The sequence below is a fragment of the Chryseobacterium electrogenes genome (assembly GCF_053553015.1).
Genome location: NZ_JBNPPB010000002.1, coordinates 1,513,526 through 1,530,061, shown reverse-complemented (window position 1 = coordinate 1,530,061; position 16,536 = coordinate 1,513,526). Strand labels below are relative to the sequence as shown.

The window sequence follows — 16,536 nt, the reverse complement described above, 5'->3', positions numbered from 1 at the left end:
AATGAACAACAATAATATTACTCAAAATATCAATATTTCAGATTATACCTTCCCAGCAGAATGGGAAGAGCACGAAGCAACTTGGCTGTCTTGGCCGCACAAAGAAGCGTCTTGGCCAGATAGAATTCATTTGATTTATCCTGCTTACGCGAAGTTTATTGCAGAATTAACTAAAGGCGAATTTGTATGCATCAATGTCAAGGATCAAGAAATGCAAGCTTTCGCGATGGAACATATTTCTAAAGCAGGAGCTGATATTTCTAAAGTTGAGTTTTATTTTAACGAAACCAATGATGCTTGGTGTCGTGATCATGGACCTGCTTTCTTAGTGAATAAAAATGGCGAAGAACCCAAGAAGATTATTGTAGATTGGGGCTTTAACGCTTGGGGCGGAAAATATCCTCCTTTCGAAAATGATGATGTTATTCCAACCAAAATAGCAGAAGAAAAAGGTGTTCCGGTGCTTTATCCTGGTATTATTATGGAAGGCGGTTCGGTAGAATTTAATGGTGCTGGGACGATTTTAACTTCCAAATCATGTCTTCTTAATGAAAACCGAAATCCACATCTGTCGCAAGAAGAAATCGAAGATTATATTAAAAAATATTACGGGCAACAGCAAGTGCTTTGGGTAGAAGATGGGATTGTTGGTGATGATACAGATGGTCATATAGATGATACGGTTAGATTTGTTAATGAAGATACAGTCTTAACGGTAGTTGAGGATAACGTAGAAGATGATAATTATGAATTGTTACAAGTTAACCTTCGACAATTGAAAGAAATGAAACTGTTAGATGGTCGCCCGCTTAATGTGATTGAGTTGCCAATGCCAGATCCTGTATATTGTGATGGAGAGCGTTTGCCAGCGTCTTATGCTAATTTTTATATCGCCAATGAGTCGGTGATTGTACCAACTTATAATTGTGATAAAGATCAAAAAGCTTTAGATATTATCCAAGACTGTTTCCCAACAAGACGAGTTGTTGGTATTGATTCTACGGATATTATTTGGGGACTTGGTAGTTTCCATTGTCTGAGTCAGCAAGAGCCTTTGGTGTAAAAACCAATATTTAAAATATTAGAAAGCGTCCACTATTGGGCGCTTTTCGTTTTTATAGGTCATTAATAATTCTTAATTTCGAAGAAATAAAGTTTTATGAAGAATAGATTTAGTATTTTGATGCTAGTTGCGGGATCTTTTGCTTTTGCTCAAGAAAATGTCACTTACCAAAAACCTTCTGCCGAAATATTACAATTGGCAGATTATGAGCGTCCTCCATCTATTATGATGGATAGCAAGAGAGAATGGGTTGTTTTATCATATAGACCAACTTATAAAACTCTAGATGATCTTAATCAGGATGAAATAAAATTAGGAGGTTTACGCCTTAATCCTGTTACCAATATTTCTAGCACAATTACTTATTCTGATAATCTTAAAATTAAAAAGTTTAAAGATAAATCCGAAGTTCAGGTCAAAGGTCTTCCTCAGAATGCTAAATTGTCTTACTTCAACTTTTCTCCAGATGAGAAATCTTTAGCATTCACTAACACAACAGCAAAAGGTGTGGAGTTGTGGATTGTAGACCTCGCTACGGCAACAGCTAAAAAACTTTCTGCTGATAATCTTAACGCCAATATGGGATCGCCTTATTCTTGGTTTAGAGATTCTAAAGCATTGTTGGTTAATCAATTGGTTACTAATCGACCTGCGCTGTTAGACGATAAAAAAAATCTTCCGACAGGACCAACAGTTTCTACAGGAGATGGTAAAGTGTCTCAAAACAGAACGTATCAAGATTTGTTAAAAAATCCACAAGATGAGAAAAATTTTGAAACCTTAGTCACTTCAGAATTATATAAAATTGATGTTAACGGCGGATCTACTTTATTTAAAAAAGCTGATATGTATGCTGGGCAAGGCTTTTCTCCAGACGGAAAGTATATCAATATTACCACCATAAAAAGACCATTTTCTTACATCGTACCATTATCGAGATTTCCGATGACGAGCACTGTCTATGACGAATCTGGAAAGGAAATTAAAACAGTAAACGAAATCCCTCTAACCGAAATTATGCCGAAAGGTTTTTCTGCGGTGCGCCAAGGAAAAAGAAATATGACTTGGAGAGCAGATAAGCCAGCTACTTTGTATTTCGTTCAAGCATTAGATGGTGGAGATCCTGCTAATAAAGTAGACTATAGAGATGAAGTTTTTACTTGGGAAGCGCCTTTCAGCAATGCTCCAAAATCCTTAGTTAAAGTTAAAGATCGCTACGCTGGCATAGAGTGGGCGGACGATACGCACGCTACGGTAGCAGATTCTTGGTACGATACAAGAAGTCTTAGAACACAGTTTCTTAATCCTTCTACGGGCGAAACAAAATTGATCTCTGAGAGAAATTCTCAAGATATCTACAGTAATCCGGGTAGTTTTCAAACTAAAAAAAATGAATTCGGTAGAAATGTTATTGATATAGAAAACGGAAAATCTTATCTTCTTGGCGATGGTTATACCAAAGAAGGACAATTCCCTTTTATTGATGCTTTCGATTGGAAAACACTTAAAACATCAAGACTTTATACTTCCAATGTTAAAGGAAAAAAAGAAGAGTTGATTGATATTTTGGATGTTAAAAAGAACGAAGTTTTAGTCCGTGAGCAATCCAAAAATGAGTATCCTAATTATTACGTTAAAAATTTTAAATCAGGGAAATTATCGCCAGTAACGCAATTTGTTAATCCTTTTGTGAGTATTAAAGATGTTTCTAAAGAAGTGATTCATTATAAAAGAAATGACGGCGTAGATCTTTCTGGTACACTTTATTTGCCAGCTGGTTACAATAAAAAAGATAAGCTGCCATTGTTAATTTGGGCTTATCCAGCAGAATATAAAGACAAAAATACAGCGGGACAAAATGATAAAAATCCTAACGAATTCACTTTTCCGTATTATGGATCTTTTGTCTATTGGACGGCTAAAGGTTATGCTGTATTAGATGATGCATCGTTCCCAATTATTGGCGAAGGTAAGACTGAGCCTAATGATACTTTTATCGAGCAATTGGTTGCAGATGGTAAAGCAGCAATAGATGCGGTGGATAAATTGGGTTATATTGATCGCAAGAAAGTGGCTGTTGGTGGACATTCTTATGGTGCTTTTATGACGGCTAATTTATTAACACATTCGGATTTATTTGCTTGTGGTATCGCTAGAAGTGGCGCTTATAACAGAACGTTAACGCCATTTGGTTTCCAAAGTGAGCAGCGTAATTATTGGGATGTTCCTAATATTTATAATGAAATGTCTCCTTTCATGAATGCTAATAAAATGAAAACGCCAATGCTTTTGGTACATGGAGAAGCGGATAATAATCCAGGGACTTTTACGTTGCAAACAGAACGTTATTTCCAAGCTTTGAAAAATCTTGGTGCGCCCGTGAGAATGGTATTATTACCAAAAGAATCTCATAGCTATTTTGCTAAAGAAAATATCTTACACCTTCTTTGGGAGCAAGATCAATTCTTAGAAAAATGTTTGAAGAAATAACAGATATCAATTCAACAAAAAAACCATCGAAGTTATTCGATGGTTTTTTATATTTTAATTAAAAAGAAATTAATTTTTCTCCTTTAATAGATCTCTAATTTGAGCTAATAACTCTTCTTGAGTTGGTCCAGCAGGCGCTTCTTCTACAACTGGTTCTGCTTTTTTCAATTTGTTAATCCCTTTTATCATGATAAACAATGCAAAAGCAACAACTGTAAAAGATATAGCAGCAGATAGGAAGTTACCATATTTTATGGCTGTCCCAGGTACAACTAATTCTGATAAGTTCTGAAGGTTAGCTGCTTTTAAAGCTGGTGTTAAGATTGCTGGAGTGATAATATCTTCTACCAAAGAGGTAACAATTTTACCAAAAGCACCACCGATAACTACACCGACTGCAAGATCTATAACGTTTCCTTTAACGGCAAACTCTTTAAATTCTTTAAAAAATCCCATAGTGTTTTATTTATTTATGAGGCAAAAATAGTAAAATTATCTATTGATTTGTTAATGATTTTTTAAAAGTTTATTATTAAAAAGATAAGATTGTAAATATACAGTGGAGTATTAATATTTTTTTTATAATTTCGAATACTTAAATAGCACAAAATGAAAATACTAAATATCACACAATTAAAGGAGTGTGATCAGTATACTATAAAAAATCAACCTATTTTTTCTATTAACTTAATGGAAAAATCTGCTCAAGCTTATTCAGATTGGATTTTGTTAAATACAAACTCCAGTCAAAGTTTTGTTATTTTTTGCGGTAATGGTAATAATGGTGGTGAGGGATTGGTAATAGCAAGACTTTTATCTAATGTACATCGTAAAGTGAGAGTATACATTAATAAAGATAGAAAGTTGTCAAATGATGCTGAAGTTAATTTTCAAAGGTTGCCTCATAATGTGGCTGTTAATGATTATCAAGAGTTTAATGTAAGTGATATAACTGAGCATGATATTATTATAGATGCTATTTTGAGAATCGGTATTAATAAAAAACTTAGCGGTGTCTGGGCAAGTATTGTTAATGCTGTTAATGAACTTAATAATAGAAGAATTAGCATTGATATTCCTTCTGGCATTCTTCCTGATGTAATTTCAGAAGATACTAATATATTTCATGCTGATGATACTTTAAGTTTTCAATTTTATAAAAAAAGCTTTCTTCATGCAGAAACAGGAATTTTTTGTGGTAAAATTCATGTGTTTAATACCGATTTGAGCCAAGAATATATTTCTAATGTAGATTCTCATCAAAGTATTATAAGTTTGGATCTGATTAAGTCAATATATAAAGCAAGAAAAAATTTCTCACATAAGGGGCATTATGGGAAGGCTATTTTAGTTGGTGGAAGTTACGGCAAAACAGGTGCTATTTTATTAGCTAGTAAAGCCGCTTTACGATCTGGTGCAGGATATACCTTAGCAATGGCTCCAGAAATTGTTAGTCAATCTTTATTAACATTACTTCCAGAAGCTATGTTTATATTATCTGGAGATAAGAGTGTTAATTTTATTGATTATGTAGAAAAAGGAACTTATGGTATTGGTCCAGGGTTGGGTCGTGATGAATTAGCATCTGCCGCTTTGGAGGGTTTTTTAAAGCTAATCAATCAGCCTATCGTTTTAGATGCTGATGCTATTAATATATTAGCAGAAAGAAAAAATTTAATTTCCTGGGTACCTAATAATAGTATCTTGACGCCACATCCCAAAGAATTTGATAGACTTTTTGGTAAATCTCAAAACTCATTTGACCGTTTAGAACAAGCTATAAATAAAGCTTTAAAGTATAAAATTTATATCGTTCTCAAAGAACATCATACGCAAATTATAACTCCACAAGGAGAAGTCTATTATAACAATACAGGTAATTCTGGTCTTGCAAAAGGTGGCAGTGGCGATGTATTGACAGGTATAATAACGGCATTATTAGCACAACGTTATACGCCAGAAGAAGCCGCTATTTTTGGAGTTTGGTTGCATGGTAAATCTGCAGATTTTGCATTAGAAGAACAGTCTAAAGAAAGCTTATTAGCATCTGATGTTATTGATAACTTAGGTAAAGTCTTTAAGTTTTTACAAGAGTAGATGCCACAATAGCCGCGACAATAAGAAGAATCACCCATAACCAAAAGGATTTATTAAGGCGCTCTGCTTTTTTGGTAGCTACTTTATAAATGCTGCTTTGGATGTCTATCAATAGCATTAAAATTAATATATTGATAACATAAGGAAAGCTGCTAATTAATCCTTCTTGCCAATGGGATGTGATTTTAAAATCTCTTAAGGTTAAATGCTGCAGATTATTGTCCTCGTAGGTCATCAGTATAAAAATTAACAAGCCTATCACAGGCAATAGCCAATAATAGCGTTTGCGGGCCTGTCTATCCACCTCGCCGAATAGGTTGAAGTGAATCGGTATTCGTTTTGGTAGGTCTCTATAAGTTAAACTCGTAAAAAGAAATAACCCAAATAGCACTATAAAATTCATAAGTAGGATTAATATTTCCATAGATGATTATTACAAATTAAAAATAATTTAGTTTACAAAATTATGATAAAATTAAAGAATTTAATCCCTTTGAAAAAAAGATATTCTTTACATTTGTTATATGCTAAATGATAAAAAAATAGAAACTTTTCGTCAAATTGTTGAGAATAAGTTTCAGATCTATAATTCGTTGTTCATGAGTTTGCCTTATGACAAGATGACTAATATCGGGATGTTGCTGCCCTTTTTATATGAAGGAAGCAAAGAAGGTTACGATAAAGGGAAATCACCAGAAGAAATTATCAATTCTTTTTTTGAAAAACATACTGACCTAACGACTGAGGAACAAAAAACTGAGTTGTTGTTCAAGATTGTTCAATATATAGAACGCCAAGTAGTATTATTTGATAGTATTGAGGATGCTGCTTTTCATAAGTTACATTCTGAAGCAGATGCAGGCACAATTACTAATCTGTACGAAAGAGCCACACATGCGCAGCAATTATCAGATGTTAGAAAAAAACTTAAGGATTTTGCAGTAAAAGTAGTTTTCACAGCGCATCCAACGCAGTTTTATCCCAATTCTGTTCAGCGTATTATTCATGATTTAAGAGATGCTATTCAGAGTGATTCTGTTACACAAATAGACATTTTGCTTCAGCAATTGGGCAAGACACCTTTTGTTAATAAAGAACGTCCAACGCCTTTGGATGAGGCGATGAGCATTATTTATTACCTTCGATATGTTTATTATCAGAGCATTGGTGAGTTATTTAGAAAGATTAAGGAGGTTTTTGGTACAGATCATTTTCATCCGCATCCAGATGTAATTCAATTAGGGTTTTGGCCAGGCGGTGACCGTGATGGTAATCCATTTGTAACGGCAGATGTCACTATGCAAGTGGCTAAAGAACTGCGTTCTTCTATTCTTAAATGTTATTACGGACATCTTAAGAATCTGAGAAGAAGATTGAGTTTCAGAGGTGTTTCTAGTATTTTAGAAGACTTAAGTCATGAGCTTTATAACGCTATTTTCCAAAAAGATTATACGATTTCGGATCAATTTATTTTAAACAAAATAGATGAAGCAGAAAAAATACTTGTAGAACAACATCAGGGATTATTCCGAGATTTATTAGACGATTACAGAGATCGAGTTAAGATTTTTGGGACACATTTTGCGACTTTAGATATTCGTCAAGATAGCAGAATTCATCAACAAGTTATTGATGCTTTAGTTTCAAAAATATCTACAGAAGCGGTTGAAAATCTTTCACATCAACAGAAATTTGAGTTACTCATTAATTCTGGTAAAATAGTATTGCCAGAAGATTTTGAAAATGATATCGTAAGAGATACTTTGCAGACGGTTTATAATATCAAAAAGATACAAGAAACCAACGGTGAGCGAGGATTACATCGATATATTATTTCTAATTCTGATGAGGTAAAAGATGTGATGAATGTCTATGCCTTAATGAAAGTTTGCGGTTACCAAGATGAAGATATTCACTTAGATATTGTCCCTTTGTTCGAGACGATGGAAGGTCTGGATCATGCAGAAACGGTGATGCGTGACTTGTATCAATTGCCTATTTATCAGAAACATTTGGCATTAAGAAATCAACAGCAATATATCATGCTTGGTTTTTCTGACGGAACTAAAGACGGTGGTTATCTCAAAGCGAATTGGGAAATTTACACCACAAAAGAACAACTGACTAAAGTATCAGAAGACAATGGAATTAAGGTGATTTTCTTTGATGGTCGTGGTGGTCCACCAGCAAGAGGCGGTGGGAAAACCCATGATTTCTATGCCTCGCAAGGCAAGACTATTGCTAATAATCAGATAGAACTTACCATCCAAGGACAGACGATTACGAGCGTTTTTGGTAATAAAGATCAGGCTAAATATAACTTTGAACAGCTTCTAACGGCTGGACTTGAGAACGATGTTTTCCCTAATTCTAAAAAAGAATTGAGCGATAATGAGCGAAACTTGATGTCAGAATTGGCAGAAATAAGTTATCAAAAATATTCGGATCTTAAGGCGCATCCAATGTTTGTACCTTATCTGCAAGAGATGAGCACTTTAGAATATTACGGAAAAACCAATATCGGAAGTCGCCCAAGCAAGCGTGGCGCAGATGGCGCGCTTAAGTTTGAAGATCTTAGAGCTATTCCGTTTGTGGGATCTTGGTCGCAGCTAAAGCAGAATGTTCCTGGCTTTTTTGGCTTTGGCTTTGCGTTGCAACAATTGAAGGATGCAGGACGTTTTGATGAAGTTAAACATTTGTACAGAAACTCAGATTTCTTTAAGACATTGGTGCTTAACTCTATGATGTCGATGAATAAGACTTACTTTCCGTTGACTTTTTATATGAAACAAAATCCGAAATTCGGTGCGTTTTGGAATGTTCTTTTCGATGAATATGAATTGTCAAAAGACATGATGTTAGAATTAACGGGTTTCAAAATTTTGATGCAAGAAGAACCGCTTAACAGAAAATCGGTGAAAATCAGAGAAAAGATTGTCTTGCCGTTGTTGAGCATTCAGCAATATGCTTTGATTAAAATTCAACAAAATCCGGAGAACAAAGAAATCTACGAGAAGTTGGTAATCCGATCATTATTCGGGAATATCAACGCGAGTAGAAACTCCGCGTAATGCTTTATTTTTGCATTATTCATTTTTATTTAATTCGATTTTTAAAGATGAATAATGCAACTTTATTTCAAATAAAAATATATCTTTAAAGATTAAACTCTAGCGTGAATATATTATTAATCGAAGACGACGAAAGAATCAGTAACTTTTTGGTAAAAGGTTTGTTTGAGAATGGACATACCATAAAGTTGGCACAGACGGGAGAAGAAGCTCGAGAAATTATTCAACATTATCAATTTGATATTATATTGATGGATATTATGTTGCCAGGGATTGATGGTATCCAACTGACGCAATTGATTAGATTTAAGAAAAATTTCACTCCGATTTTAGTTTTAAGCGCGCTTAACTCTCCAGAAGATAAAGTGAAAATTTTGGATATTGGCGCGGATGATTATTTGTCTAAGCCTTTTCATTTTGAAGAATTATTGTCGAGGATTAATGCGCTGACAAGAAGAACGCGACAATTTTTTAAAGAAGAAGAAAGGCAACTTCTGACGATTCATAATGTGAGTGTAGATACTGAACAGTACAAAGCTTTTCAAAATAATATAGAGCTTAATCTATCGCCAAAAGAGTATAAGTTGCTTCATTTTTTACTGATTAATAAGAATAAAGTCGTGACTAGAACGCAGATTATGCAGAATGTCTGGGGGATAGATTTTGACTCCAATACCAATGTTTTGGATGTTTATATGTCCTATGTTAGGAATAAGTTGGACGAATCCGAATATAAAATTATCCACACTGTAAAGGGTGTTGGCTATATGATTAAAGATTAATATGACGCTTAGAAACCGATTTACGTTAATATCGAGTTTGTCTTTTGGGATTGTGGCGATCATTACGTTTTTGATTGTCTTTTTAGCCTATTATGATAGTACCAAAAATTCTTACTTTAAAGAACTTAAAAACGTTTCTCTCATTGCTGCGATCTATTATCTGGAAAAAGATGAGCTTCCGCAATACAAACACACTGAAGTTAAAAAACAATATCGAAGCCTGATAGAAAGCCAGATGGTGGCTGTATATAACAAAAGTGACTCGGTTGCTTTTGGGAAATTGGTTAATGACAAGGCGATTACGCATGGTTATTTGGATTTTGCAAGAAAAAATAAAAGTGTCCAGTTTATGGCTGAAGATTATTTTTATTACGGCATTTATTATCCGGATAATCAAGGAGACTTTGTTGTCGTTGTAAAGGCTTCTGCACAAGAATTCCAAAGTCAGATTTTAAGATTATTAGTCATTGTTCTTTTGGTTTTGATTTTAGGATTGATTACTATTTTTTTCTTAAGCCGATACCTTTCAAAAATTGTTTATCAGCCGCTGTCCAACGTTGTAGAGCAAATTAATAGCGCTGATTATAATACCATTTCTAGAGCAATAACTTCTTCTAATACCAATGATGAAATAGACGAACTAATTAAGTCCTATAACAAATTATTAGGACGTATTTCTGAGAATATTTTGGTGCAACAGAATTTCATTAACTATGTTTCTCATGAGTTCAAAACGCCGTTGGCTTCCATATCAGGGAATCTTGAAGTTTTTGCACAAAAAGATAGATCGCCAGAAGAATATCACCAAGTTGTTAAACAAAGCCTAAAAGATGTTTTTTACATAGAATCTATTCTTAATAATCTCTTGATGATGTCTGGGTTACGTGATAAAGAGCATACGTTTTCTAAATTCAGGTTGGATGAAGTCATCTGGAATATCTACGAAGATCTACAGCCTAAAGCTTTGCAAAATAAAACCATGATTAAAGTTTCTTTGGAAGTACAAGATCCTTTACTTTTAGAGTTTAATGGTAACGAAACATTACTGCATTTGGCGATTTATAATTTGGTAGAAAATGCCATAAAATATTCTGCACAAAAACCAATAGAACTGATATTATCAGATGAAAAATCCTTTCTAGAAATTATCATTAAAGACAACGGAATTGGCATTAGCAAAGAAGAATTAGACAAAATAACAACAACATTCTATCGTGGCAAAAACGTTGATAATATCAAGGGAAGTGGTATTGGATTATCATTAGCTAAGAATATTTTGGACTATTATTCAATACATTTGCAGATTACTTCTGATGTCGGCGTAGGAACTGAGGTTAAACTTAGTTTTAAATAACAAAAACGTTGAAGTGTAAAATCATCAAATCTTCACATCACCACATCTTCACATTCTCAAATCCTCAAATCATTTCTCTAATCTAATTTTAAGGTTACTTTAATTGTATTTTAATCCTATTAGGAATTGGCTATAATATGTAACGAATAATTTTGTGGTCTTAAAATAATAAGACCTTGAAATCATACTATATTACACTTTTCGGGATTTTAGCTTTTACGCAATTTTCTGCTCAGACAATGGACACGATTAAGATTAGTCGCGAAGAAGCAGAAACGGTTTTTATAGCAAAAAACCTAGATTTAATAGCTCAAAAAATCGAAATTTCACAAGCGGAGGCCCAAGTTGTACAAGCTAAACTATGGCCTAATCCAACATTAAGCATCAGTGAAGTTAATCTTTGGAAAAACTCTAGCGCAGAAGAAATGCCGCCACTTTTCAGGAATTGGGGACAAACTTCGCAGATTGCAGCACAGATAGATCAAGTCATACAAACGGCTGGTAAAAGACGCAAAAATATTGAACTTCAAAAAATTGAAGTAGATGCTAAAAAGTATGAACTCCAAGAAAGCTTACGAGAGTTAAAGAAAGAATTGAGAAATGATTTGACAGAGCTTTTATTTCAGCAAGAACTGAAAAAAATGTATCAGCAACAGATTATTTCTATTCAGAAATTAACCAAAGCTTTTAAAAATCAATACCAACAATCCAATATCAGTAAAGCAGAATATATGCGACTGAAAGCTCAGGAAGTTGATTTTACAAAGAAAATTGTTGATGTTGACCAAGATATAGAAGATCTTCAGGAGAATCTTAAAGCATTCTTGATGATTCCTTCTTCAGAATTTCTTGTAATTTCTGATCCGTTGACTCGTCCAGAAAAAGATTTGCTAGAGCAGGATTTACCAATCTGGATGAACAAAGCACAGCAAAATAGACCAGACATTTTGTTATCTAGAAATGCTGAATCTTCTGCCAAAAAGAATCTAGAACTTCAGAACGCAATGAAAACGCCAGACCTTGCATTCTCCATGAATTATGATAGAGGCGGTAATATTATGCGAGATTTTATTGGTGTAGGCGTGGCGTTCGATTTACCGATTTTTGACAGAAATAAAGGGAATATCCAAGATGCTAAATTAGAAATCGAGAAAAAACAAATCGAGACCAAAAGAAATCTTCTAAAATCCGAAAACGAAATCGTTACCGCTTATAAAAACTACAAGCATTCTCAGAAAATGTATCAGAATCTCGACACAGATTTTGAAAGTAGTCTAGATGGACTTCTTGTTAATTATGAGAAAAACTTCCGAGAAAGAAATCTCAATATGTTGGAGTACCTCGATTTTGTGGATGCTTATATCAACAACAAAATTAATTTCTTAGAGACCAAAAAAGAATTGAATCAATATTTAGAAAATTTACAATATGCAATTGGAGAAGATTTATAAAAGCAAATGTTATATAAAAAGTTTAGCAACCATAGGGTTTCTAGCTGTTTTATTAGTGGGATGTAAGTCTGATACAAAAGCAGATGTTGATGGTAATACTAAATTCTGTATTGATCAAAAACTAAAAAAAGAATTACAAACCTCCAAAGTTGAGTTAATGCCGATTGAAGAAAGTATCACTTTAACTGGCGAGATAGAAACCAACTCGGATAATACCGTAAAATACGCCAGCATGGTTGATGGATTGGTGACTAATACTTATTTTTCTCTAGGAGATTATGTTAAAAAAGGTCAGCTTTTGGTAGAGATACAAAGTACGTCTCTTAACGAGATGCAGGACGATACACAATCTCTAAGAGCGCAGTTGGTCGTCGCAAAGAGAAAGCTAGAAGCTGTTAGATCTATGTATAAAGATGAGATTGTCTCGCAAAAAGATTTGATTGAGGTGCAGTCAGAAGTAGCTATCATAGAATCTAACATTGCCAAAACAGGAAAGAATATGCAGTTATATTCTGCACATAAAAATAAACTTCAGGTAAAAGCGCCGGCTAGCGGTTATGTCATTGAGAAAAATATCTCTCAAGGGATGAGTGTTAGCGCGGGTGGCGATAACCTTTTTGTAATTTCTAATCTGGATAATGTCTGGGTAATGGCTAATGTATATGCGACTAATATGCGTCACGTTTATGCTAATCAGACGGCTGTCGTTAGTACTTTGGCATATCCTGGCGAAAATTTCTTTGGGAAAGTTAATTCTATTTCGCAGGTTTTTGATGAAAACGAGAGAGTTCTAAAAGCTAAAATTGTCTTAGACAATAAAGACAAAAAACTGAAACCCGGCATGTCAGCAGATATTATGTTTCCGGTTCAGACCAGTGAGAAAAGCGCTTTGGCAATTCCTGTGAAAGCCTTGATATTTGACAATAATCAGAATTATGTGGTTGTTTATAAGGCAGATTGCGATATGGAGATAAGATTGGTGACGGAGATTTCTGCTAATTCTAATTATACTTATGTTGAAGGTAACCTAAAACCTGGCGAAAGTATTATCACAAACAATGCTTTGTTAATCTACGACGCATTAAAAGCTCAGTCTAACTAAATTTAAAGAAGTTAACATGCACAAGTTTGTACAAAACATTGTATCGTTTTCACTCAAAAATTCTTTAATAGTTATTTTTGGGACGATATTATTACTATTAGGTGGGATATATTCCTACATACATACGCCGATAGAGGCTTTTCCCGATGTTACCAATACCAGAGCCAGAATCATCACGCAATGGCCAGGACGTAGCGCAGAAGAAATAGAGAAATTTGTTACGCTTCCTATTTCCAAAGAAATGAATACAATCCCCAACAAGACGTCGGTGAGATCTATTTCATTATTTGGATTGTCTGTAGTTACCGTTATTTTTGACGATCATGTGGATGATTTTTATGCACAGCAATATGCGTCCAATAGGATGGGGAATGTTGATCTTCCCACAGGTGCAGATTTCGAAATAGAACCACCTTCGGGTGCGACTGGTGAGATTTTTAGATATATCATCAAAAGTAAAATGCCTATAAAAGATGTTACCACGATCCAGGATTGGGTAATAGAGAGAGAGTTGTTGGCTGTACCTGGCGTGGCAGATATTGTTAGTTTTGGTGGTGAAGAAAAAACCTATGAGATTAAAATTAACCCAACCGAACTTCATAATTATGACCTTTCACCATTGGATGTTTACGAGGCGGTTTCCAGAAGTAATATTAATGTTGGTGGCGATGTCGTGTCCAAAGGCGATCAGGCTTATGTAGTGCGAGGCGTTGGATTGTTAGAAAGTAAAGCAGATATCGAGAATATTCAGATTGAAGTTAAAGGATCCACGCCAATTTTGGTAAAGCACGTTGCCGAGGTTAAAATTTCTGCTAAACCAAGACTCGGACAAGTCGGTTATAACAAAGAAGATGACGTTGTAGAAGGTATTGTGATTATGCTTCGTGGCGAAAATCCAAGTGATGTTATTGCTAGAATTAAAACCAGAATAGCAGAACTTAACGATGGAGAATTACCAGCCGATGTCAAGATAGAACCAGTGATTGATCGTACAGAATTGGTCAACACGACGGTTAACACAGTTTCTAAAAACTTGGTCGAAGGGATTATCTTGGTTTCCATTATAGTTTTTATATTTCTATACAATTGGAGAACGACATTTATTGTCGCATCTGTGATTCCTTTGGCGTTTTTATTCGCGATAATCATGTTGAAAATCCAAGGCTTACCAGCCAATTTGATTTCAATGGGCGCGCTAGATTTCGGGTTACTTTTAGAAGGAACTTTGGTCATCGTTGAGCAGGTTTTTGTCGCCTTAGAAAAGAAAGCACACAAAGTCGGCATGGCGCGTTTTAATAAAATGTCTAAGCTGGGCATCATTAAGAGAAGTGCAGGAAGTGTGGCGAGTTATATTTTCTTTGCCTTATTAATTTTGATTGTTGCATTACTGCCGATTTTCTCGTTCCAAAAAGTGGAAGGCAAGATGTTTTCACCATTGGCGTTTACTTTAGGATATGCATTGTTAGGCTCTTTAATATTGAGTTTGACTTACGTGCCGGCTATGTGTAAATTATTATTGAACAAAAATATCGAAGAAAAAGAAAATATCATTTCTAGATTTTTCAGAGTCAATTTGTTTAAACTTTATAGTTTTAGTGAGAAATTCAAAAAAGAATTTATCATTGGATTTTTAGTGATTTTAGGTGCTTGCGGATTTCATTTTAGTAACTATGGATCCGAGTTTTTACCGAAGCTAAATGAAGGAGCAATCTATGTGAGAGCAACCTTACCTAATAGCGTTAATCTGGACGAATCGGTAAGATTAACCAAAGAGATGAAAACGATATTATTGAAATATGATGAGGTCAAATTTGTCATGACGCAGACGGGAAGACCTAATGATGGGACGGATCCAACAGGATTTTTTAATATTGAATTTAATATTCAGCTTAAACCTCAAAATGAATGGAAAACTAAAATTAAAAAAGACGAATTATTAGACGAAATGCGAAAAGATCTGGAGCGTTATCCAGGGATTAACTTTGGATTCAGTCAGCCCATTCAGGATAATGTAGAAGAATATGTGGCGGGTGTCAAAGCGCCTTTGGTGATTAAGATTTTCGGGGATGATTTATTCGAGCTTGAAAAAATGGCGGATAAAGTCGCAACGTCTATCAAAGGAGTTAATGGGATTTCGGATGTTAATGTGTTTAAGAATATTGGTTTGCCAGAGTTGAGAATTCAACTTCATGATTCTAAAATGGCAAAATATGCCGTTTCTACAGCAGATGCACAAGCGGTTATAGAGATGACCATTGGTGGTCAGGCAGCGACTAAGTTTTATGAAAACGAAAGAATGTTTGATGTCGTTTTACGTTACCAGAAAGATTATCGTGACACGCCAGAAAAAATCGGAAATATCTTAATTCCGGCTCAGGACGGGAAGAAAGTTCCGCTTAAAGAAATTGCAACGATTGATTATCACACGGGGCCATCTTTCATTTATCGTGAAGGGAATAGCCGATATATTGGTGTTGGTTTTAATATTGATGGTCGAGATCTTGGCAGCACAATTGAAGAAGCTAAGGCTAAAGTTGATAAAGAAGTGAAGTTATCCAAAGGTCACAAAATGGTCTGGGCAGGAGAATTTGAAAGTAAAGAAAGAGCCGCCAAGCAACTCGCAACCGTGGTTCCTATTTCTTTATTATTAATCTTGATGTTGTTGTATTTCAACTTTGGGAATTTTAAAGATACAATGATCTCAGCGATTACTTTGCCATTTGCTTTTATTGGAGGATTCATTTCTCTTTGGGCAACGGGGACGATTTTCGGAATTTCTGCAGGCATTGGATTTATCATTCTTTTTGGCGTTGCAACGATTGATGGTATTGTGTTAATCGGTGTGATGAAAGAGAATTTACTGAACAGAATGCCTCTAAAACAAGCGATTTCGGAAGGTGTAAAAAGCCGAATTAGACCAGTCGTTATGATTGCATTAATGGGATCTATGGGATTATTGCCAGCGGCATTATCCAACGGAATGGGATCAGAAATCCAAAAACCATTAGCCATTATGATTGTTGGTGGATTAATTATATGTATGTTCTTATCATTCACAGTATTGCCACACGTGTTTTACTATGCATATAAGAAGAAGGAAAAGAAAAGTTAGTTAGTTTCTTATAG

Annotated in this window: 11 protein-coding genes; 9 read left to right on the top strand and 2 right to left on the bottom strand. The window is 34.7% G+C overall.

All coding sequences use genetic code 11. The annotated features are described in order from the left end of the window. The first annotated feature begins 1 nt into the window (after position 1). Together ACQQ6V_RS07025 and ACQQ6V_RS07020 are read left to right on the top strand one after the other, a co-directional pair. Entirely contained in the window at positions 2-1,063 is a 1,062-nt protein-coding gene (locus tag ACQQ6V_RS07025) for an agmatine deiminase family protein (protein WP_448844837.1), read from the top strand. Positions 1,064-1,159: 96 nt separating this feature from the next. Continuing rightward, the gene (locus tag ACQQ6V_RS07020; RefSeq protein ID WP_448844836.1) at positions 1,160-3,553 is read left to right on the top strand and encodes a S9 family peptidase; all 2,394 of its coding nucleotides are present in this window, start codon (positions 1,160-1,162) and stop codon (positions 3,551-3,553) included. Between the two features lie 69 nt (positions 3,554-3,622). Here the strand turns inward: ACQQ6V_RS07020 and mscL are convergent, their stop codons facing one another. Continuing rightward, positions 3,623-4,009 carry a large conductance mechanosensitive channel protein MscL gene (gene mscL, locus ACQQ6V_RS07015; protein WP_448844835.1) on the bottom strand — a complete coding sequence of 129 codons (387 nt, stop codon included), beginning with the start codon at positions 4,007-4,009 and terminating at the stop codon, positions 3,623-3,625. Between the two features lie 153 nt (positions 4,010-4,162). Between mscL and ACQQ6V_RS07010 the strand changes: the two genes are divergently transcribed. Further along, complete coding sequence (locus ACQQ6V_RS07010) at positions 4,163-5,650, top strand: NAD(P)H-hydrate dehydratase (protein ID WP_448844834.1); 1,488 nt, start codon at positions 4,163-4,165, stop codon at positions 5,648-5,650. On the opposite strand, the gene ACQQ6V_RS14585 is transcribed toward ACQQ6V_RS07010, so the two are convergent. Further along, positions 5,631-6,053 (bottom strand): DUF1648 domain-containing protein, encoded by a 423-nt coding sequence (locus ACQQ6V_RS14585; RefSeq protein WP_528072283.1) that lies wholly within the window; start codon positions 6,051-6,053, stop codon positions 5,631-5,633. The genes ACQQ6V_RS07010 and ACQQ6V_RS14585 overlap by 20 nt on opposite strands. A 121-nt stretch (positions 6,054-6,174) precedes the next feature. Here ACQQ6V_RS14585 and ACQQ6V_RS06995 point away from each other — a divergent pair, with 121 nt between their 5' ends. From ACQQ6V_RS06995 to ACQQ6V_RS06970, 6 genes are all read left to right on the top strand, one after another. Continuing rightward, entirely contained in the window at positions 6,175-8,721 is a 2,547-nt protein-coding gene (locus ACQQ6V_RS06995; protein ID WP_448844833.1) for a phosphoenolpyruvate carboxylase, read from the top strand. A 104-nt stretch (positions 8,722-8,825) separates the two neighbouring features. After that, on the top strand, positions 8,826-9,503 hold the full coding sequence (locus ACQQ6V_RS06990) for a response regulator transcription factor (RefSeq protein WP_448844832.1): 678 nt from the start codon (positions 8,826-8,828) through the stop codon (positions 9,501-9,503). Position 9,504: 1 nt separating this feature from the next. Beyond that, complete coding sequence (locus ACQQ6V_RS06985; RefSeq protein ID WP_448844831.1) at positions 9,505-10,857, top strand: HAMP domain-containing sensor histidine kinase; 1,353 nt, start codon at positions 9,505-9,507, stop codon at positions 10,855-10,857. A 176-nt stretch (positions 10,858-11,033) separates the two neighbouring features. Next, complete coding sequence (locus ACQQ6V_RS06980) at positions 11,034-12,308, top strand: TolC family protein (RefSeq protein WP_448844830.1); 1,275 nt, start codon at positions 11,034-11,036, stop codon at positions 12,306-12,308. Beyond that, on the top strand, positions 12,286-13,410 hold the full coding sequence (locus ACQQ6V_RS06975; protein WP_448844829.1) for an efflux RND transporter periplasmic adaptor subunit: 1,125 nt from the start codon (positions 12,286-12,288) through the stop codon (positions 13,408-13,410). Before ACQQ6V_RS06980 ends, ACQQ6V_RS06975 begins: the two co-directional genes overlap by 23 nt. A 16-nt stretch (positions 13,411-13,426) precedes the next feature. Then, complete coding sequence (locus tag ACQQ6V_RS06970; RefSeq protein WP_448844828.1) at positions 13,427-16,522, top strand: efflux RND transporter permease subunit; 3,096 nt, start codon at positions 13,427-13,429, stop codon at positions 16,520-16,522. Positions 16,523-16,536 lie beyond the last annotated feature (14 nt).